This window comes from Candidatus Diapherotrites archaeon (assembly GCA_030688545.1).
Taxonomy (GTDB): Archaea; Iainarchaeota; Iainarchaeia; order Iainarchaeales; family VGJJ01; genus VGJJ01.
Genome location: JAUYHT010000006.1, coordinates 388,663 through 407,421, shown reverse-complemented (window position 1 = coordinate 407,421; position 18,759 = coordinate 388,663). Strand labels below are relative to the sequence as shown.

17 protein-coding genes are annotated in these 18,759 nt (G+C 53.0%); 12 read left to right on the top strand and 5 right to left on the bottom strand.

Features of this window, described 5'->3' with window-relative positions:
* Nucleotides 1-76: 76 nt before the first annotated feature.
* Genes Q8P05_05140 through Q8P05_05130 form a run of 3 tightly spaced genes read left to right on the top strand, consistent with a single transcriptional unit; the run spans nucleotide 77 to nucleotide 3,706 of the window.
* Nucleotides 77-2,467 (top strand): valine--tRNA ligase, encoded by a 2,391-nt coding sequence (locus Q8P05_05140; GenBank protein ID MDP2666853.1) that lies wholly within the window; start codon nucleotides 77-79, stop codon nucleotides 2,465-2,467.
* Nucleotides 2,468-2,487: 20 nt separating this feature from the next.
* Complete coding sequence (locus Q8P05_05135; protein MDP2666852.1) at nucleotides 2,488-3,033, top strand: hypothetical protein; 546 nt, start codon at nucleotides 2,488-2,490, stop codon at nucleotides 3,031-3,033.
* 34 nt (nucleotides 3,034-3,067) lie between these two features.
* Complete coding sequence (locus Q8P05_05130; protein ID MDP2666851.1) at nucleotides 3,068-3,706, top strand: KEOPS complex kinase/ATPase Bud32; 639 nt, start codon at nucleotides 3,068-3,070, stop codon at nucleotides 3,704-3,706.
* A 13-nt stretch (nucleotides 3,707-3,719) separates the two neighbouring features.
* Here Q8P05_05130 and Q8P05_05125 read toward each other — a convergent pair whose 3' ends face one another.
* Nucleotides 3,720-4,211, bottom strand: coding sequence for a hypothetical protein (locus tag Q8P05_05125; protein ID MDP2666850.1), 492 nt, complete (start codon nucleotides 4,209-4,211; stop codon nucleotides 3,720-3,722).
* 148 nt (nucleotides 4,212-4,359) lie between these two features.
* On the opposite strand from Q8P05_05125, the gene Q8P05_05120 reads away from it, so the two are divergent.
* The 3 genes from Q8P05_05120 to Q8P05_05110 are packed head-to-tail and all read left to right on the top strand — an operon-like array spanning nucleotide 4,360 to nucleotide 6,067.
* Entirely contained in the window at nucleotides 4,360-4,770 is a 411-nt protein-coding gene (locus Q8P05_05120; protein ID MDP2666849.1) for a 30S ribosomal protein S15, read from the top strand.
* Between the two features lie 11 nt (nucleotides 4,771-4,781).
* Entirely contained in the window at nucleotides 4,782-5,378 is a 597-nt protein-coding gene (locus Q8P05_05115; protein ID MDP2666848.1) for a hypothetical protein, read from the top strand.
* A gap of 14 nt (nucleotides 5,379-5,392) precedes the next feature.
* The gene (locus tag Q8P05_05110) at nucleotides 5,393-6,067 is read left to right on the top strand and encodes a DUF92 domain-containing protein (GenBank protein MDP2666847.1); all 675 of its coding nucleotides are present in this window, start codon (nucleotides 5,393-5,395) and stop codon (nucleotides 6,065-6,067) included.
* A 263-nt stretch (nucleotides 6,068-6,330) separates the two neighbouring features.
* On the opposite strand, the gene sppA is transcribed toward Q8P05_05110, so the two are convergent.
* On the bottom strand, nucleotides 6,331-7,341 hold the full coding sequence (sppA, locus tag Q8P05_05105) for a signal peptide peptidase SppA (GenBank protein MDP2666846.1): 1,011 nt from the start codon (nucleotides 7,339-7,341) through the stop codon (nucleotides 6,331-6,333).
* Nucleotides 7,342-7,399: 58 nt separating this feature from the next.
* On the opposite strand from sppA, the gene Q8P05_05100 reads away from it, so the two are divergent.
* Nucleotides 7,400-7,912 (top strand): CDP-2,3-bis-(O-geranylgeranyl)-sn-glycerol synthase, encoded by a 513-nt coding sequence (locus Q8P05_05100; protein MDP2666845.1) that lies wholly within the window; start codon nucleotides 7,400-7,402, stop codon nucleotides 7,910-7,912.
* 4 nt (nucleotides 7,913-7,916) lie between these two features.
* Entirely contained in the window at nucleotides 7,917-8,426 is a 510-nt protein-coding gene (locus tag Q8P05_05095) for a hypothetical protein (protein ID MDP2666844.1), read from the top strand.
* Nucleotides 8,427-8,628: 202 nt separating this feature from the next.
* Here the strand turns inward: Q8P05_05095 and Q8P05_05090 are convergent, their stop codons facing one another.
* Both Q8P05_05090 and Q8P05_05085 read right to left on the bottom strand, forming a co-directional pair.
* Entirely contained in the window at nucleotides 8,629-10,308 is a 1,680-nt protein-coding gene (locus tag Q8P05_05090) for a hypothetical protein (GenBank protein ID MDP2666843.1), read from the bottom strand.
* Nucleotides 10,305-11,357: a hypothetical protein gene (locus tag Q8P05_05085; GenBank protein MDP2666842.1), complete on the bottom strand. Its 1,053-nt coding sequence runs from the start codon at nucleotides 11,355-11,357 to the stop codon at nucleotides 10,305-10,307. Before Q8P05_05085 ends, Q8P05_05090 begins: the two co-directional genes overlap by 4 nt.
* Before the next feature lie 95 nt (nucleotides 11,358-11,452).
* Here Q8P05_05085 and Q8P05_05080 point away from each other — a divergent pair, with 95 nt between their 5' ends.
* The gene (locus tag Q8P05_05080; protein MDP2666841.1) at nucleotides 11,453-12,439 is read left to right on the top strand and encodes a GTPase; all 987 of its coding nucleotides are present in this window, start codon (nucleotides 11,453-11,455) and stop codon (nucleotides 12,437-12,439) included.
* A gap of 19 nt (nucleotides 12,440-12,458) precedes the next feature.
* Here Q8P05_05080 and Q8P05_05075 read toward each other — a convergent pair whose 3' ends face one another.
* On the bottom strand, nucleotides 12,459-13,118 hold the full coding sequence (locus tag Q8P05_05075) for a hypothetical protein (protein MDP2666840.1): 660 nt from the start codon (nucleotides 13,116-13,118) through the stop codon (nucleotides 12,459-12,461).
* Between the two features lie 43 nt (nucleotides 13,119-13,161).
* On the opposite strand from Q8P05_05075, the gene Q8P05_05070 reads away from it, so the two are divergent.
* Genes Q8P05_05070 through polC form a run of 3 tightly spaced genes read left to right on the top strand, consistent with a single transcriptional unit; the run spans nucleotide 13,162 to nucleotide 18,648 of the window.
* On the top strand, nucleotides 13,162-13,608 hold the full coding sequence (locus tag Q8P05_05070; protein ID MDP2666839.1) for a UPF0147 family protein: 447 nt from the start codon (nucleotides 13,162-13,164) through the stop codon (nucleotides 13,606-13,608).
* Nucleotides 13,609-13,615: 7 nt separating this feature from the next.
* Nucleotides 13,616-15,211, top strand: coding sequence for a metallophosphoesterase (locus Q8P05_05065; protein ID MDP2666838.1), 1,596 nt, complete (start codon nucleotides 13,616-13,618; stop codon nucleotides 15,209-15,211).
* Nucleotides 15,208-18,648, top strand: coding sequence for a DNA polymerase II large subunit (polC, locus tag Q8P05_05060; GenBank protein MDP2666837.1), 3,441 nt, complete (start codon nucleotides 15,208-15,210; stop codon nucleotides 18,646-18,648). Before Q8P05_05065 ends, polC begins: the two co-directional genes overlap by 4 nt.
* The last annotated feature ends 111 nt before the right edge of the window (nucleotides 18,649-18,759 follow it).

Below are 18,759 nucleotides of genomic sequence, written 5' to 3'. Positions count from 1 at the left end.
AAATTTTGCCTCTTTAAATGTCACGTTAACCGTCGGGAGAGTGGGCCTTTAAACCCCTTTCATAAACATTCACGTTATGCCAGCCCTGGAAGCCAAACGATGGGACAAGGCATTAGAGGGGCCGCTCTTGGAGCAATGGAAGAAAGCCCATGCCTACGCCTTCGACGCCAACACCTCTAAGAAAGTATTCTCCATCGACACCCCACCCCCTTATGTAAATACTCCAGTCCACATGGGACACGCGGCCACGTACACTATCATGGATTTTTTCGCGCGCTACAAGCGCATGAAGGGGTATGAGGTACTATTCCCCATTGGGTTGGACCGAAATGGGTTGCCCATCGAGATGGCGGCTGAAAAAAAATTCAATGTTCGTCTTCATGAGGTGGATCGGGAACAATTCCTGGGAATGTGTCAAACAGTACTCAATGATGCCTCTACGGCCTCCCTGGACACCTTCTTCCGTTTGGGTCACAGCTACACCTCCTGGGAAATAGGGGGGCGCGTGGGGGACATGTATGAAACCGATAGCGTGGCCTATCGCACCCTCACACAGGATACGTTCATCGACCTATGGAATAAGGGATTGATTTACGAGGACGCGCGGCTCAACAACTATTGCCCGGGCTGCCGCACCACGCTGGCGGACAGCGAAATTATCCGAGGGGAAAAAGAAACATTCCTCACCTATGTCATTTTCACTGCCTCCGATTCAAATGAGAAACTGGTCATCGCCACGACGCGACCTGAACTATTGTGCACGGCCGCCATGGTTATCTATCATCCTTCCGACACGCGGTACACGCATCTCGAAGGGAAAAAAGCGAAAGTCCCATTATTTGATTTGGAGGTTCCCATCGTGGCGCACCCGGCCGCCGACCCCACATTTGGAACTGGCCTCGTCTTCATGTCTCGCTCGGCCGGGGACACGGATGCTATCCGTTTTCTCATCGAAATGGGAATCGAACCCCAATCCTGCATCAATGAAGAAGGATTAATGACGAATGTCGCGGGATTCCTTTCCGGATTGAAAACGAAGGACGCACGCATACGGGTTGCCACTGAATTGAAAGAAAAGGGCTTGCTTGACAAGCAGGAAAAAATAACCCACTCCGTTCCATTGTGTGAACGCTCCAAGGACATCATTGAATTCATCACGATGCCCGAATACTACGTTAAACAGACCCATGCGAAAGAGGCCATGCGCCGCATCGCGGAAGGACTTACATTCTATGATGAGTCCTCCCGAAAGATCCTGGTGGATTGGATCCAGAACATCAAGATTGACTGGCCTATATCCCGGCGACGGTACTACGGGACGGAAATCCCCCTCTGGTATTGCGGGAGCTGTCGCACCCCCTATGTTCCCACAAAAGGAAAATATTACCGTCCCTGGAAAGAAAAATGTCCCGCCGAGGCCTGCCAAACCTGCGGCCATGCTTCCTTCACGGGAGAAACCCGGGTTCTTGACACGTGGTTCGACTCCTCCAATTCCGCGGCTTACATTCTAGGAAAAGGACGCAATGACCCTTTTTTCCAAGCCCATTTGCCAGTCACCCTTCGCCCGCAGGGGAAAGAAATCATTCGGACCTGGTTGTATTATTCCCTGCTCAAACACTACCTCTTGCACGACGCCCCACTCTTCCAAGTCGTATGGGTGAATTACCACATCCTCGATGAAAAAGGCACCAAAATGTCCAAGTCTTTAGGGAACGTCATCAACCCTCAGGATATTCTCGATAAATATGGAGCGGAGCCCCTGCGCCTTTGGATCGCCACCGAAGGAAATATCTCTCGTACTGATTTGTCCTGCAGCTATGGTCGCATCGAGGCCTCCGGAAAAACCCTGACCAAATTCCTAAATATCGCCCGGTTCATATCCGGGCTCCCTACGCTCAACGAAGGAAAAGAATTGCAGCCCCTGGACCAATGGATTCTGACTGAAATGGGTCGGGTGGTGGAAACTTGCGAAAAAGGATTCGAGGACTATGATTATTACACTCCCGCCTCTTCCTTGCGCCACTTCCTCTGGGAAACATTCTCCTCGCACTACGTGGAACTCGTGAAAAACCGTGCTTACAATGAAAACAATGCCTTCACTCCCGCGGAACAGAATGGGGCCCTCTACTCGCTCCACTATTGCCTCGACACCCTCCTCCGGGCATTCGCCCCCATCCTCCCCTTGTTCACCGCCCATGTATATCACACGCTCCACGGAGAAGATGTGCACACCCTTCCCTATCCCACGGCCGAACACACGTATGACATTTCATTTTCCACCCAGGAATTGATGGATCTCAATTCCCTTATCTGGAAAACCAAGAAAGAAAATGGGCTGTCCCTCAAATCTCCTATTCCTCACGCGCGCATTCCTGCTCGCTTCGCGGCACTCGAAAAAGATATCCGGACGGCGCATGCCATTCAAGAGTTGGCATTCGGCGAACCCTTCGCATTAACCCTTAAATAGCCGCACCGGTTTTCCTTCCCATGAAACGACTCATGGGACTCTTTTTCATCCTCCTGCTCAGCGGCTGCATCCTGGGCCCGAATGAAACGGCGCTCGCGCGCGAATTACATGATGTTCGGGTTCAATTCGTCCCGGATGGACTCCTCATACCTGCTACCGACACCGGGCGCATGGCTTACCGGGATGAATTGGTGAAACACCAATCCCAAATTTCAACCAATCCCTTATCATCATCTCCCCTCACGTCCTATCTGGAGGCCTCTCTTGCCTCCCTATCCAGCGTGGAAAAGGCGGAAGCCGCCTTATCTCTTTGGTTGAACCAGGATGTGTCCCTCTTGGACTGCGGGCCCGAACAACCCGGGGAACGCATCCTTCAATTGTTCCAGGAGGCCCGCACCGACGCCCTCGCGGCCCGCGCTGGATTCGATTCCGTTAGAACGAATACGACTATCGCCAATGAACTGGGAGCGGACTACCTCCTCCAAGCCCTCGCCACATTGGAGGGAATGGCCCGCACGCATACCGAAATGGCTGAACTGGTGCAACGCGGGTGTATCGTGACTTAAACCATAATAAGGGGGCGCCCGTTCCTATTCCTAAATGGCACTTTCCATCCTCTCAATCGGCGCGGAGGCCGTACTTGAAAAAGTAACGCTTGGCTCGCTTGTTCTGATCCGAAAGACGCGCGTCCCTAAAGGATATCGCCACCCCGATTTAGATGCCCGACTCCGAGGGGAGCGCCTGGGACGAGAAGCGCGCCTCATGCACGCGGCCAAGACGCATGGGGTGCTCACCCCTCTCGTGTATCTCATTGACGTGAGAAAGAGTGCCATTTACATGACCTTTATCCCGGGGGAGCGGTTGAAGCATTTCCTTTTGAAAAAACATCCCGCCTCGCAGAAAACAGCCTATTGCGCCCAATTCGGCCGGATGATCGCCACACTCCATACGCATGGTATGGTCCACGGGGATTTGACCACGAGCAATGTGATGGTGCCCTTCCCCTCCAAAACCAAGCCTGGAAATCTGGTGATGATTGATTTTGGCCTGGCGTTTCACTCGCGCAAGATAGAAGATTTGGCCGTGGACCTGGTGAATCTCAAAAAAACATTTTCCGCGACTCATTCTACGTTCCCCGAAGGGTGGACGGCCATCCAGCAGGCCTACGTCGACCATGGCGGAAAAAAAGCCGTTCTGGACCAGATGGAAGCCGTGGAAAAAAGGATCCGGTACGCCTGAAAGGGAGGCGTCTCTAGCCCTTCCGGCGCCTCATTTGGTGTAACAATCTCTCAAATTCGTCTCCCCCCACCACTGACTCGCGACGGATAATGGAAATAAACCGGTTGTATTTTCGCTTTCCCAATATTTTGATTAAGCGCGCTTTCATCTGATTAACATCCCCTTCCTGCTGATGAACACCGACCCGGACCACGATGCGGGTTACTTCATTCCTCATTTTTTGGTCAAAAACACCCGCCGCGGTCAACGCCCGGGAAACCGCTATTTTAAATCCAAAATCACTCAGATCCTTCAGACGCTCGCGCGCCCCTTCGGCGGCTTCCAATCGCAGGCGCGTCTGGTGATTTTTTTTGGCCCGCTGGGCAATGGAAAAATCATCCAAAAAATTGAAGATAAATGGAAACAATTCTTTCCCCCACCGTTTGGCCGGAATAGGCTTTCGGGCTCGCCGTTGTACCCGATGCGCCTGGATGGCTTTCTTCACCCGATGAAGGAGATTTTTCATATCTTCCGATCGAAGCCTAACCTATAAAAACCTTCCCCAGGAGGGTTGATTATCTTGGTTCTGGTACCAAGCTGGGTATGGCCCTCATCCGGCATACCCGGTGCCGCCCGAAAAAGCGGTTTTGAAAGAAAAAGAGGTTTTTCCACGCATGAGTGAGCAAAGCAAGACCGGCCAATATGTGGACTATTCGCCCCAAGAAATAGAAGGGCTCATCACCCAATTGGCCAATCAGGGATTGTCGGCCAGCCAAATAGGGGTGGCTCTGCGGGACCAGTATGGGATTCCTCATGTCAAGGCCATCACCCAAAAACGGGTTACTCAAATCCTCACCGAAAAGAATCTGGCCGGGGACATCCCGGAAGACCTGATGAACCTCATCCGGAAGACTGTGGTGCTCCATAAACACATGCTCGCCAATAAGAAGGATATGACCTCCAAGCGGGGGTACCAGCTCACCGTCTCCAAAATCAGGCGACGCGTGCACTACTATATCCAAACCAACAAGCTCCCTGCCGGGTGGCGATACACCCCCGAATCCGCAGCGCTGCTCATGAAGTAAAGTGAACTCCTATGGCTGAAAAAACACCCACCAAACCCCCCGTGAAGAGACGGAAGACCGTTGACAAATGGAAGAATAAAAAATGGTTTCACATTCTTGCTCCTGCGTCCTTCAGCCACCGTCTCATTGGGGAAACCCCCGCGGAAGAATCGGAGAAGATGGTGGGCCGAATTATCTCAGTGAGCGCCCGCGATCTCACGGGAAACATCAAGAAAACCCAGGTTATGCTCAATTTCCGCGTGCTGGATGTCCAAGGCACCAATGCCAATACCATTTTCGACTCGATGCACGTGCAGACCGGCGCTCTCAAACGACTGGTGCGCCGACGTTCCTCCAAAGTGGAGAGCGTGGATGATGTGGTAACCAAAGACGGGGTGCGGGCGCGCGTGAAAAGCCTGGCATTGACCGCCGGACGCATGTCCCAGTCCCAGCAGACGGCTGTTCGCAAGATCATGCACGATAATATGGTGGCGTTTGCGCTCGAAAGCGAATACGAGGGATTGCTCCACTCCCTTGTATTAGGGGATGGAACAACGGCCACTTCCCAGGCCGCGCACAAGATATCCCCCCTCAAGCGGGTGGATGTCATCAAGATCCGCCGAATCTAATCCCACTGAAAATCATGATCCCTGAAACCGCGCTCGTGGTGGGCGCTGTGTTGTTGGTTGTTATTGCCTTGGTGATTCACAAGCGCTTGCTCGACCTCCCCGGTATTTTTATTGGAGGGATCGTCGCCCTATTTGTCGCCGAACGCGGGGGGTTGGGAGCCTTTTTTGCCATCATCCTCTTCTTCCTAGTGGGGGAAAGCGTCACTCGATTTGTACGAGGAAAATATAGGCAAAAGGAACACGGCACTCGATCCACCGTGAACATCATCGGGAACGTGGGACCGGCATTACTGGCGCTGATCATCAATCCCGTTCCTTTCAGTGTGGGCTATTTTGCTTCGCTCGCCTCCGCGTTCGCGGACACCCTTTCCAGCGAAATTGGAGGGATGTCCAAAGACCCCCCGCTCCTCATTACCACTCTCAAACCCGTCACACCTGGGACGGATGGAGGAATTACGGTGTTAGGCCTGGTCGCGGCCGCTGCGGGCGGAATAATTTTCGGGATTTTAGGATATGTCCTCACGCAAGACGTGTTCTGGCTGGCCGCTCTCACCCTGGCGGGAATCATGGGATCGGTTCTCGACAGCCTCATTGGAGCCACCCTCCAGAAAGAGGGGTATGCCGACAACAACCTCACCAACTTCCTCTCCGCCCTGATCATCGGCGTGTTTTTTGCGCTGTTGTTCTAGAACAACCTTTTTTGGAAAAAAAGGTTGATCAAAAAAATAACATTTTGGAAAAAAGTTTCATCAAACGAACTTTTTAGAAAAAAGTTCGATCAAAAAAAGGTACTTTTTAGGAAAAAGTTTCATCAAAACAAACTTTTTTATAAAAAAAGTTTGATCAAAAAATGACTTCTTTTTAGAAAAAAGTTTGATCAAAAACGAACTTTTTTTGGGAAGTGTTGGGTCCAATTCCGGGGGATACCAACGTATCAAAGAAGGAATACAGGTTATCTCGCCGACAACGCTGGCGTATCCAACCCGGCCGCGCTCGAAGTGAATCCTTTCCCAAACTGCTGACCCATGGCGAAAAGCAAATCCCCTAAAGTAAAGCGCTCTTCCCGCATGACAATGACATTGGGTTTTCCCTCGATGCCCCCCAACTCCCCGGCTTTCAGAATGGCGTATTCCCTCGTTCCCGTTTCATCGATTAAACCGGCTAGAACGGCCTGCCGTCCTGATACAATGCGACCATCCAATACTTCCAGAAAACGCTCTTCCACCAGATTATCTCCACGGAATGAACGGATATCCTTCACGAATTCCAAAAAGGATTCCTCCACCAACTGTTCAAAGAGCTCCCGCTCCTCTTCTGTCATCGCCCGGAAAGGGGATCCGATGTCCTTCAATTCTCCCGTTTGGATGGTTACCCATTCAACCCCGATCTTTTCGAGCAATTCATAGAATTTGGGCTGACGCGAAATCACTCCTATGCTTCCCGTGATGGCGTCCGGATCGGCGATGATATGGTTTCCGGCGGCCGCGATATAATAGGCCCCGCTGGCTCCTGCCTCCCCAATCCAAGCCACGACTGGCTTATCCATCTCCCGAATACGGGTCACCACCTGATGCGTGGCCACGACACTCCCCCCACCGCTGTTGATCTCCAGCAACACGGCCCGCACGCTGGTATTGGATGAGGCCTCGTCCAGCGACTGGATAATTTCTTGGTAGGATGTCACTCCATTCCCTGGTGAAGACGTTATCTCCCCTTCCACCGGGATGAGAGCGATGCTCCCCCCGCCTCGAAAAAGGTTTCCCCCGCTTCCAGGGGAATCCAAGAGCAAGAGAAGAAAACCCAAAACATAAATCCCCAGAATGACGGCGGCAATCAGCACGATCCAATCCCTCATCCCGCGACCCCGCCTGATGGAAGGGGGAGGGGTATTTTCCCGTTCATCCGGCCAGGGGGTGATCTTGGCATCCGGAACAGGTTGGGGAGATGAAGGGGCACGGCGCATGGGGAATCGAGTATACCCGCACTTAAATCCTTAAAATGGGGAAGGGCATTCCTCCCCCATGCCTGCCCTCTGGGTGTACCTTTTCCTGACGGCCGCTCCATTATACCTGGCTAACTCCTCGGCTATGGTGTTCGGGGGGAAAACGCCTATTGATTTCCACCTGACATGGCGAGACGGCCGACCCATATTTGGAATGGGTAAAACCTGGAAAGGGGCCGGGATGGGCATCCTCGTGGGAACATTCTCTGGGTTCCTCCTCCACTATTTATTTCCGGCATTCACCCACGGAATATCCCCCGAATACGTGACTTATTCCTTTCTTTTATCCTTCGGGGCCATCGCAGGAGATGCTATCGGAAGCTTCATCAAACGGCGGCTCAATTTAAAATCCGGCCACCCCGCTCCCCTGTTGGACCAATTGGATTTCGTGATCGGGGGATTGGTATTCGGATTATTTTTGTATGTCCCCACCCCCCTCGAGGCCGGGATCCTCCTGCTCATCACCCCCACCCTCCATTCGCTATTCAACCGCCTCGCTTTCATGTTGAAAATAAAGAGCGTTCCCTGGTGACGAAATGGCCCGCTTCCTCTCGCACCCCCGCATCCGGGAATTCACGATTCGCTTCCTCGCTGTTTTTATCCTCATCCAATTAGGGTTGCGGTTTGTTCCCCTCTCTTTTTTCCAGGAGACCCTTTCACGGTTTATAGGCATACTTTTTGCCATCCAAGTGAATGGAATCTTCATCCCATTCCAAGAAGGAGCGTTTGCCATAACTCCTGAGTGCTTGGGATTCACGAGCGCGGGTATATTCCTCGCTCTCCTCTTAGGTTTTCGTCACCCCGCGCGCTCCCAAAAATGGGAATGGGGCCTACTCGGAGTCGTCACCCTCCTCGTATTGAACCTATTGCGCGTCGCGGGAGTCGTTGGAATGGGATTCGCCTTCGGCGCAGTGGCCGCGGAATTTTTCCACGTAGTGAGCTGGTTCCTTATGAGTGGAGTGGCCGTGGGGTTATGGTATGCCCTGCTTTCTCGCGCGCTGGGAACGAAAGGAGTCACCCATCTGGCGGCCCATTTGGTGAAATGAAAAAGATGAATCGGATTTTTTAGGAAAGAAACTTTTTAGAAAACCAAGCAAAACGATATTTTGCGGGCATCGTAATAACCCTTTTTCCGTTGGAAAAAGCGTTGACGGAAAAATGGTGTTTACGATGAAGTTTCATCAAAAAACCGAACGCTTTTTAGGAAACTGTTCGATCAAAAAACATTTTTTTTTAAGAAAAAAAGGCTCATTCCTCATGCTTCTTGGGAGTGAGGATGGTCTTGATGACTTCGTTGAAGGCGGGGCGGGAGATTAAAACGCCTAACAATACCCCGGCGATGGTGGTAAGAGCGAATCCGCTGAGCTTACCTATCCCCGATCCCAGGATGACGAGGGGGAGCATGGTGGCGATGCTCGTGCTCGCGGCGGCCGCCACGATGAAAAAGGCGCGCTTGGCCCGGTCCGACCACCCTTTCTCGGACTCGGATTCTTCATGGGCGCCTTGCAATATTTCATCTGTCATGATGACTTCGGAGTCAACCCCCGTCCCAACGGCGGCCAGAATCCCTGCCATGGAAGCCAAATCCAGGTTCCATTGCACATAGGCGGCGAAACCCAGGATCATGATGATCTCCGACAAACCCACTCCCAACACGGGGATGACCAGGTTCCATTGACGATAACGTAAAAATATGATGAGACCCACCACGGCCAAGGCCAACAATCCCATGATCCACACGCTGCTCAGGAACTGCTCTCCCAATTCAGGAGAAACCGTTTGCTTGTTGATGGAGATAATTGGAATGGGTAACGCTCCGCTCTTGAGGATCACGCGCAAATCATCCAACCGTTGTTTGGCCGTGGCCGCATCCGGAGCCACCCCCTGGATGACCAGGAATTGCTGAGGCGTCACGTCATCGATGTTGTCGATGAAGGGATCCAACCCTGTAACCCCCGGGGACAATGAAATGGCATCCCGCAAGCCGGACACCTGCACGATCCACGGGTTTTGGTCATCGAGGGGACGGGTTTCCACTGTTAATCCATCGGCTTCCAATTGCGCGCGGATATCTTGACTAACTCCAGGGGGGAGGATAGCGGTCTGCACGGAGGACGGGAGGGATTGCAGAAACGCCATCTGATTAGCGTCCAACTCTGCCGCATTGGCGTCTATCATGATCACGTGAAGATCCGCATTGTCCAGTATCTGGGAAATGGAAATATCTTCCGGGAGCTGGACTTGGGTAGAGGTGAATACCTTTGCGTTGTCCGCCGCGCGTACGTCCTGGGGATAAATAATTACCGCGTCCGCGGGGCGGTCGATAAAGAAATAGGTAAAAGCACAATCATACTGCGGCTGTCCCGCACTAAACCCTGATTGGGTGCACTGGTGAAAGGCCGCCCGGGCGAAATCATTGGCCGCTTTATCATTCAAGAGAAAGGGGAGGGTCCACTGATACTGATTGCCCACCCCAATGGGTTGGGCGCCAAAACCCTGCTGGGCGCTCTCGATGACTTGAACGATTTGGCTGCCGTCAAAAATGAGCTTCCCATTGAGGAAGGATTCGAATCGACCCTGGCGAAGGAGGAGGGCTTGCTGTTTCTCCACCTCTTCCGGTTGGGTTTCTGCCACCTGGGCCAGAACAATGGATTGGCCGGTACTCGAAACCGTGACATCCCTAATGCCCGTGGGGTTCAACCGCTTCTCCACAATCAACCGGATGTCCTGCATCTCATCGGCCGTGGCGGGATGCGCCAATTGCAACTGAAATAGGGTGCCCCCCGAGAATTCCGAGCCCAGTTTGAGATTGTGGGTCAATGAAAATCCATCCGAGGTATCAATGCGGATGATGAGGAATAGACTAATGAGCACGAAGGCCATCCACAGGAGCACCTTCCAATTACTCCATAATTTATTCTGGGTCATGCGCTCACCTTCCCGTGCTTCTTCTCCCAATACCACAAGAGGATGGGGGCGTTGGTGAACCAGGTGGCGATAAGATCCCCAATCATTCCAAACAAGACAATGGCGGCGATCTCGAATATGGTGGTTATTTGAGCATACCAGGATACGATCAACATCACCAATGCGGCCCCGAACAAGGTTCCCGTGACGGTGAGGCCGGTGATTAATGTATCATTGGCCCGGGCAAAGACATCCTTGTCCTTCCGCTTGAGAATACGGGTAGTCAGGAGGATATCGGTGTCTACTGAATACCCGATGAGCATGAGCAACGCCGCCACGGCCGCAAGGGTGAAAGAAAAACCAAACAGGGTGGCGAGCGCCACGGCGATGAGCATGTCAAACAACGCTGCCTCCACCACCGCGAGGCTGGGCACCCATTCCCTGAAAAAAATAAAGATGACGATGGTCAGCAAGATGATGGAAATCAACCCCACAAACAAGGCGTTCCCCAAGAAGCTGGCGCCGAAAGTGGGGGTGACCTCTTCTACAGTGAAGGAGGTAGAAGCCGGCAATCCGAAACGCAAAGTAAGGGATTCCCTCACCGCATCCGCGATGGATTGACTTTCTTCATTGATGGCCTGGGCGGTTTCGACGATCAAAGCATCCACCCCGGAAGAAGAGGGAGTCCTATTCAATTTGAGAAGGGCTTCGCGCAACAACCCTTCCGCTTGCGTGGGATTATCTTCCTGCGCTTGGGCCGCGCGGTCCAACAGCACCCGCGCTTCCGCCAGGGGTCTTGGTTCCGCGTATTCGATGCGCGCATTCGTCCCGAGGGGAGAACTCACGATCTGCACCTTCACTTCCGGCAACCCCAACTCGGAGGAAAGAAGGTCCTTCACGGGCTGCTCCTGGAGAAGGTCCGTATTGACAACGACCCGCGTGCCCCCCGCGAAATCCAATCCCAGGGTGACGCCGGGATAGATGAAAACAATAATCAGCGCGGCGATCCCCACGATGAGGGGGAGGAGCATGAGACGCTTATACCGGTGATCATATAACGTAAAGCCCATCCGAATCCACCATACCCAGCCACCCAAACCCCTATAAATCCCCTTTTTTTTAAAGGCGCCGCCACTTTAAAAACCGTTTTTGGGAATCCTTAGGTATGCGCTTCTACTCCCTCCCCACCCCTGAACGCCTGGTGGAAGAGGCCTTTACCTATGCCCGCCGGCGGATGCCGGGCAAACGATTACGCACGAGCACGATCCAGAACCGCAAAGCCAAGGTCATCCTGAAGATGGAGCTCTTCATCGAATACCTGGATAAACAGCTCCACCGCATGATCATTTCCGTTCCCACCTTCAAGGACCTCCACCCCTTCTATCAAGAACTTCTCCCTGAAACCGTGAATATCGTGAAGGTCAAGCAATCCGTCTCCCAAATGGTGGCGGTGCGCAAGCTCCTCAAGAAACAACTCGTCCAAGGGCGTCAACGGATGCACCTCACCTCCCCCGATGCCCTCAAGCAGATGGATAAGGCCAGCAAATCCTTCTTTGGGCGCGTGGCCAATATCATGGACTCGTTGGGGGAGAGCGTGGCCATCATGAACAAGGCTAATCAATTGATGAAGGAGGTGCCGGACATCCGCACGGATATCCCCACGATTGTTTTGGCAGGATATCCCAACACGGGCAAAACGACTTTGTTGGGGCGGCTCACCGGGAGCAAGGCGCGCATCGCCTCTTTCCCATTCACCACCAAATCGTTACAATTAGGTTACTTCCAATGGAAATATCATGACATCCAGGTCATCGACACGCCTGGATTGTTGGATCGTCCTCCGGAGAAGCGCAACCCCATCGAAAAGAAGGCCATGGCCGCTTTACATCACGTGGCCAACGCCATCCTATTCGTCATCGACCCCACCCCCACCTCGGGATATCCCCTGGCGCAACAGCACGCCCTCCTCATGAGTCTCCAGAAACAATTCTCCCTCCCCTTCCTCTTAATCCTCAACAAAACGGATGCGGCTGCTCCCGCGGACATCAAATCCACGAAAGATATTTTCGGAGACACCCTCATCGAAGAAGGGGAAGGCATCCCAAGCCCCCTCCGGGAGCGCGTGGGAAAGGTGCTGGGGTTGGGGGTATGATCTTTTTCCCCGAACAAACTCAATCGGATCGAAGCTTTCTAGTTTGAATGAGCAATGTTCGAACATTCTCGTTATGCTCCTGGAGTTCTCTGAGGCGCTTTACGATGGAACTTATGACGGCCTGATTATGCTGCAATTGTTCCTTCGTCAAATCTCTTGTTTCACTCGCTATGAATAATTTGCCTTTTAACGCTTTTTCCAATTGAAGGAAGGGCTTCTGATACGGGCGGAAGTTTATAAATTCTGTGGCGCCTACTCCAATAAGAGTGCTTACTCCAATAAAAGCGCCTAGAACTCCCCCATAAGCAATCCTCTTTGGTTCAAGGCTTGGACCCAATGTACCCAACATGCTCCCCATTACCGCTAATGCGGGAATATATACCCGGGCAGTTCGCATCAAAACTTTTCCACCAACCAATTCTGACCCATCTGGCCCTATGACATTTCCATTTTTATCTCGCTTGAATCCCTTTCCAGAAACCAATAATTCTCTGTTCTCTTCTACCAATCCAGAAAATTGATTAAGTTTTACATCCATCTCTATAGTCCATTTCAATTGTTGGTTTAGTGTTCTAAAACGCGGCGGACGCACCGCGCGAGCGACTGAGTGTTTTTCCCGAGTGCTCCGACTAGCAGCACCACCGACACTGCGCCCTATTCTCCTCGCAAGATTTGCCATGGAGGGAGCACCCATTTTACCTATTTAAAACTATGGGGGCGATATGAATAAGCGTTTTCCCGCGCATACCTTTATAGAGCCTAAGCCCCTCACTCCCTTCAAGCACCCTTTGATTGGGTGCGATGCCTTGACATCGGCGATCCTTATTCGAGTGTCACCAGGAACAACCTATGGGAAGGACGTGCAGGAAATGAAGGACAGGAATTTGGTATTTATGGCCAAGAGTATCACCACTTACAAGAATGACATTGACGCCATCGCGGAGCTGATGGATGGGGTTTTGGAAGACCATTCGGTTCCCCGCAATATCCGGGGGGCGGTGGAAGACGCCAAGAGAACCATTCTCTCAGCCCAAGATGATGTGGCGTTATCCCGGGCCATCTATACCCTGGACGACGTTTCCAATGACGTTAACCTTCCCGCGCATTCCCGCACCGATTTATGGACTATCATCTCCGAGCTCGAGGCATTGAAAGAGAAGCTCGGGTAGATGTCTCGTGGAAACCGAAAAAACATCCATTCTAACCCCCTCACGGGAAAATCCACCTCGCGAGGCTACTCCCGCGTCGCCAGATATTTCCAGAAGGAAAGAAGAGCTGATTGCCGCGGCCGACACGCATGGGTTGATTCTTCACCCCGATGCGGTTGAATTATTAGCGCAACAGGACTTTCACCCCATCCTCGCCGCTCTCGCGCGCGACCACACTTTTTTTGTTTCCCGCGTGCACGTGGAACGGAAACTGTCCCACTCCCCCGCGGAGGACACGCTTTCCAATACCCTTGAATCAACCGTATCCAACCCCAGACCCCTGGCCACCGAGTATTCGGCCAATTATAAAATTTTGCACCACCTCAATTATGACGGGGCCTCCGAATCCAAAGGGAAAGCCCTGGATTTCCTCCAGCTCTTCCAGGACAAATACACCTTTCTCTCCGGGGAACTAAAAGCGCGGGGCTACTCCCCCAAATCCCTTGGGAAAATAGACCGCCTCGGCCGGGATGCGGAATTCGATCTCGTCGTCATGGTCACCGAACATAAACCCACCAAGAATGGCCACATCCTCCTGGACATTGAAGATTTAGATGGGCATGCCAAAGCCCTCATTCCCTCTAACCAAGATGAATTGATCCGCAAAGCCGGGCGCATCACCCAGGATGACGTGATTGGAATGAAATGCAAGCGCGCCCGATCAGGGGAATTGCTCATTGTCACTGACTTCGATTGGCCGGACCTGCCCCAAAGGAAACCTAAAACTAGTGAGGTGGATCTGGGATTATTGATCACGAGCGACATCCACATCGGGAGCAAACTTTTTCTTAGGGATTGGTTCGAGAAGTTCGTGGGATGGACCAATGGAAAGGTAGGTTCGCCCAGCGAACAGCTCCGTGTGGGAAAACTCAAATACTTGGTAATCGCGGGGGATTGTGTGGACGGAATAGGGGTATATCCCAGCCAGATAAATGAATTGGAAGTAAAGGACATCTATGAGCAGTACCGCCAATTCGAGGATTACCTATTATCCCTCCCCGAACACTTGGAAGTATTCATCACCCCCGGAAATCATGACCCCTGCCGCTGGCACGACCCTCAACCTCCCGTTATGAAGGAGTTTCTCCCCCGCCTCTACGGAATGAAAAATTTCCACTTCCTCCCCTCCCCCGCATGGGTGGAGATTGAAGGGCAGAAAACGCTCATCTACCATGGCTCCGGCCTCATCGGCACCATGTTCGCCTTGAACATTTCCCCCACCAAACCCGAAGAGGCCATCAAGGAATTGCTCATCAAACGGGATTTGATGAGCGTGTATGGGACTAAACACCCGTATGCCCCCGAACCCAAGGCCTACATGCTCGTGCGCGAACACCCCGACATCTACATCGGAGGAGACAACCACTACAACGCCTACTCCCAATACCGGGGCACCACCATCGTCAACAATGGGTGCTGGCAAACCACCTCCGCCTACGCGGCGAGCAAGGGATTCATCAACACCCCCGGAAGAGTACCCCAATTCTTCTTCAAGGACGCCACTCTCAGGGAGTCCCGTTTTGACAAAGACGCCCCCCTCCCCCTCCTGGAAGGGATGCCATGACCCTGCACGTGGATATTACTTCAGACCCCCGCACCCGCGCGTATTTCAATGGCCTCATCCAGGAGGTAAACACCCAATTCGAAATAGCTACTAAGGCCCGCGCTACGGGATACGATGTCGATTCCCAAGTGGAATGCATCCCCGTGACGGATTTGGCGGATCGCACTGAGAAGCTCACTGGTCCCCCGGGAGTGGCCAAGCGTTTCAGGGAATTATTGGTTATTCACAACGACCGCATGGACGCCCTGTTCGCCATTTTCAAGGAAATCGTTCTCCAGGAGGAAGGGTGGTATATTGAACCGGATGACGAGAAACGGGTGGAGCAGGGAATCAAGACCTGTATGGTCATCATGACGGAAGGGGTGGTGGTCGCCCCCCTGGACGGGTTGCCTTATGTGAAGCTCACGCGCAATACTGATGGAACCAAATACGTGGACATCTATTTCGCCGGACCCATCCGTGCCGCGGGAGGAAGCGCGGCCGTGCTGCCTCTCATCCTGGGGGATTACGCCCAAAAACTATTGAAACTGGGATCCTACACCCCCACTCCAGAGGAAGTGGAACGCTACGCGGAGGAAGTCAATACTTACCAAACCGACATCGTGTCCCGTCAAATTAAACTCTCCCTGGATGAAATTAGGATTATCGTATCGGGATGCCCGGTTTGCATCAATGGCATTCCCACGGAAGAAATGGAGGTCACTGCGCACCGCAACCTTCTTCGTATTCCCAGCAACCGTATCCGAGGGGGCATGGGATTAGTGGTAACCGAAGGATTGGGTTTGAAGGCCCAGAAAGTGATGTCGTGGGCCAAGCGCCTGGGGTTGGATTGGAGCTTCCTTGAAAAATTCATCAAAGTGGAGAAGAAGGCCGATCAGATTGTGGAGATGAAACCCAACTGGAAATACCTAGAAGGGGTCGCGGCCGGGAGACCCCTGCTCGCCTACCCCTTGGAGTGGGGGGGATTCCGCATCCGGTATGGCCGAAGCCGAAACACCGGAATCGCTGGAAAAGCCTTCAATCCTGCTCTCATGCATATTCTGGATGATTTCATCGCCGTGGGAACGCACATGCGCATCGAACGGCCAGGGAAGGCCGCGCAGATATTTCCAGTGGAAAGCATTGATGGCCCCACGGTGCTCCTCAAGGACGGCACAGTGAAACAAGTGAACACCCTCCCTGATGCCCAAGCCATTCGACCTCACGTGGAAAAAATCCTATTCCTGGGAGACATGCTCATCACCATCGGGGATTTCAGGAAGGCCGCGCACCCATTGGTCCCCAGCCCCTTTGTTCCCGAATGGTGGGTGGGTCTCGTTGAACGCGCGCAACACGAGGGAAAAAAAACACGGGTGGACACGCAACCCTATCTCCAGAATCCATTCCAAACCCCCTCAATACAAGACGCTATTGCGATATCGGAACAACTCACTATTCCCCTCCACCCCCACCACACCTGGTTTTACCGCATCTGGACCCCGGAGGAAACACGGGAAATAGTGGCGGCCATCCGCGCGGCGAATGATGACGTGATGGGAATGGGTCTTCTTCTCCTTCCTCCTACTCTGAAACGACTATTGGAACGCGCCGGAATCCCTCATAGGATAAATAATGAGAAACTGGTGTTCGACGAAGACGTGTCAGAGGCCCTGCGCCTATTTCTTCGCCACCCCCTCCCTCTCCCGGCCGAAGACCAAAACACGCTTGATCTCCTTTCAACTGCTGCCGGCATTCCCATCTTGGACCGGGCGGGAGTATTCTCCGGAGGACGCATGGGGCGACCGGAAGCGGCCACCCCCCGCACGATGAAGGGCAACCCCCACGTCCTCTTTCCTATTGGAATCGCGGGAGGAAACACGCGCAGCATCAACCGGGCGGCCGGACTCGTCATGAGTAAGACACGCACAACTAACCCATCCACCGGAAAGGTCCTCACCGAAATCGCCCTCTACGAATGCCCCACCTGCCACCGGCTCATGGCCTCCAAGCATTGCGTGCCGTGTGACCAAATCACCATCGCCCAACTCGGATGCACTAATAAAGAATGTGGCGCCCTCTCCCTCACCCCCATTTGTTCCCGGTGCGGCTCTCCTACGAAGGTTGGGGTCGCGCATTCGGTGGATGTGCGGGAGCACCTCGAATGGGCCGCTAAAAATCTCTCGGAACGCATCCCCGAGCCCGTGAAAGGAGTGAAAGGACTTATCTCCGACACCAAGAAAGCCGAGCCTCTTGAAAAAGGGATTTTGCGCGCCAAGCACGATTTGCATGTATTCCGGGATGGTACCAGTCGGTTTGAACTATTGAATGCCCCGCTCACCCATTTCTACCCCGACGAATTGGGGATGAGCATCGATCGGGCGCATGCGCTGGGGTATTCGCATGACATGCATGGTAATCCTCTGGAGAAAGGGGATCAGCTCGTGGAATTATTCCCCCAGGATATTGTAGTAAATGAAGGGTGTGGGGATTGGCTATTGCGCGCCATGAAATACTCGGATGACCTGCTGACCAAATTCTACAAACTGCCCCCCCACTTCAACGCCCAAACCAAAGAGGATGTCATCGGCCAATTGGTCATCGGCCTCGCCCCTCATACGAGCGCCGGGATCGTGGGACGCGTCATCGGGTTTACCAAATCCCGTTTGGGGTGGGGACACCCCTACTTCATTATGTGCAAAAGAAGAAACGTGGACGGGGATCAGGATTCGGTGATGCTCCTCATGGACGCCTTGCTCAATTTCTCCCACTCCTACTTGTCCCACTCCCGGGGTGGACGAATGGACGCCCCCCTCGTGTTCACCCTCGCGCTGAACCCTCAGGAAATTGATGATGAGGTGTACGAGATGGAAACCTGCACTCGATATCCAGTATCATTCTACGAGAAAACATTACTCTATTCGGAACCAAAAATATCGGATGTACCCATCGTGAAACTGAAGCTGGGTAACGAAGACCAATACACCCAACTCGGGTTCACTCATCCTACCCCCCGGTTTGATGGGGGGCCCACGCAAAGCAGTTATACCCGCCTGGAGAGCATGGATGACAAGCTCCAGGCCCAGGCCAAGCTCCAAGCCCGATTGGCCCCCGTGCACTTCATCGATTCCATGGAACGGGTGGTGGTGTCGCATCTGTTTCCGGATATCATTGGTAACACGCGGGCCTTTTCAAGACAAACATTCCGCTGCACCAAATGCAACGCCAAATACCGCCGCATTCCCCTCACGGGAAACTGCCAGAAATGCGAGAATGGCAACATCATCCTCACCATTGCCCAAGGGAGCGTGCGCAAATACCTGGAGATCGCCAAGAAAATTATCCATACGCATAACTTATCCCAATATCTTAAGCAACGCATCCAGCTCGCGGAAACAGAAATCGACGCGGTTTTTCCCCCTGAGAAACAGACGCAGAAATCATTGTTCGAGTTTGCCTAAGCACGCTTTCGAGCGTGCGCCCCGAGGGACGAGGGAGGGTTACACCCTCCCGGCGGCCGATTCACGCTGAACATTATCCGAGATGAGTCATTATCGATGGCAAACTATTTT

Coding starts and splice junctions, on each gene's coding strand:
- Q8P05_05110 (MDP2666847.1), top strand. CDS start 5,393: ATGATCCCTGAAACCGCGCTCGTGGTGGGCGCTGTGTTGTTGGTTGTT.
- Q8P05_05125 (MDP2666850.1), bottom strand. CDS start 4,211: ATGAAAAATCTCCTTCATCGGGTGAAGAAAGCCATCCAGGCGCATCGG.
- Q8P05_05085 (MDP2666842.1), bottom strand. CDS start 11,357: ATGGGCTTTACGTTATATGATCACCGGTATAAGCGTCTCATGCTCCTC.
- Q8P05_05135 (MDP2666852.1), top strand. CDS start 2,488: ATGAAACGACTCATGGGACTCTTTTTCATCCTCCTGCTCAGCGGCTGC.
- Q8P05_05120 (MDP2666849.1), top strand. CDS start 4,360: ATGAGTGAGCAAAGCAAGACCGGCCAATATGTGGACTATTCGCCCCAA.
- Q8P05_05075 (MDP2666840.1), bottom strand. CDS start 13,118: ATGGCAAATCTTGCGAGGAGAATAGGGCGCAGTGTCGGTGGTGCTGCT.
- Q8P05_05130 (MDP2666851.1), top strand. CDS start 3,068: ATGGCACTTTCCATCCTCTCAATCGGCGCGGAGGCCGTACTTGAAAAA.
- Q8P05_05095 (MDP2666844.1), top strand. CDS start 7,917: ATGGCCCGCTTCCTCTCGCACCCCCGCATCCGGGAATTCACGATTCGC.
- Q8P05_05100 (MDP2666845.1), top strand. CDS start 7,400: ATGCCTGCCCTCTGGGTGTACCTTTTCCTGACGGCCGCTCCATTATAC.
- Q8P05_05070 (MDP2666839.1), top strand. CDS start 13,162: ATGAATAAGCGTTTTCCCGCGCATACCTTTATAGAGCCTAAGCCCCTC.
- Q8P05_05080 (MDP2666841.1), top strand. CDS start 11,453: ATGCGCTTCTACTCCCTCCCCACCCCTGAACGCCTGGTGGAAGAGGCC.
- Q8P05_05140 (MDP2666853.1), top strand. CDS start 77: ATGCCAGCCCTGGAAGCCAAACGATGGGACAAGGCATTAGAGGGGCCG.
- sppA (MDP2666846.1), bottom strand. CDS start 7,341: ATGCGCCGTGCCCCTTCATCTCCCCAACCTGTTCCGGATGCCAAGATC.
- polC (MDP2666837.1), top strand. CDS start 15,208: ATGACCCTGCACGTGGATATTACTTCAGACCCCCGCACCCGCGCGTAT.
- Q8P05_05115 (MDP2666848.1), top strand. CDS start 4,782: ATGGCTGAAAAAACACCCACCAAACCCCCCGTGAAGAGACGGAAGACC.
- Q8P05_05090 (MDP2666843.1), bottom strand. CDS start 10,308: ATGACCCAGAATAAATTATGGAGTAATTGGAAGGTGCTCCTGTGGATG.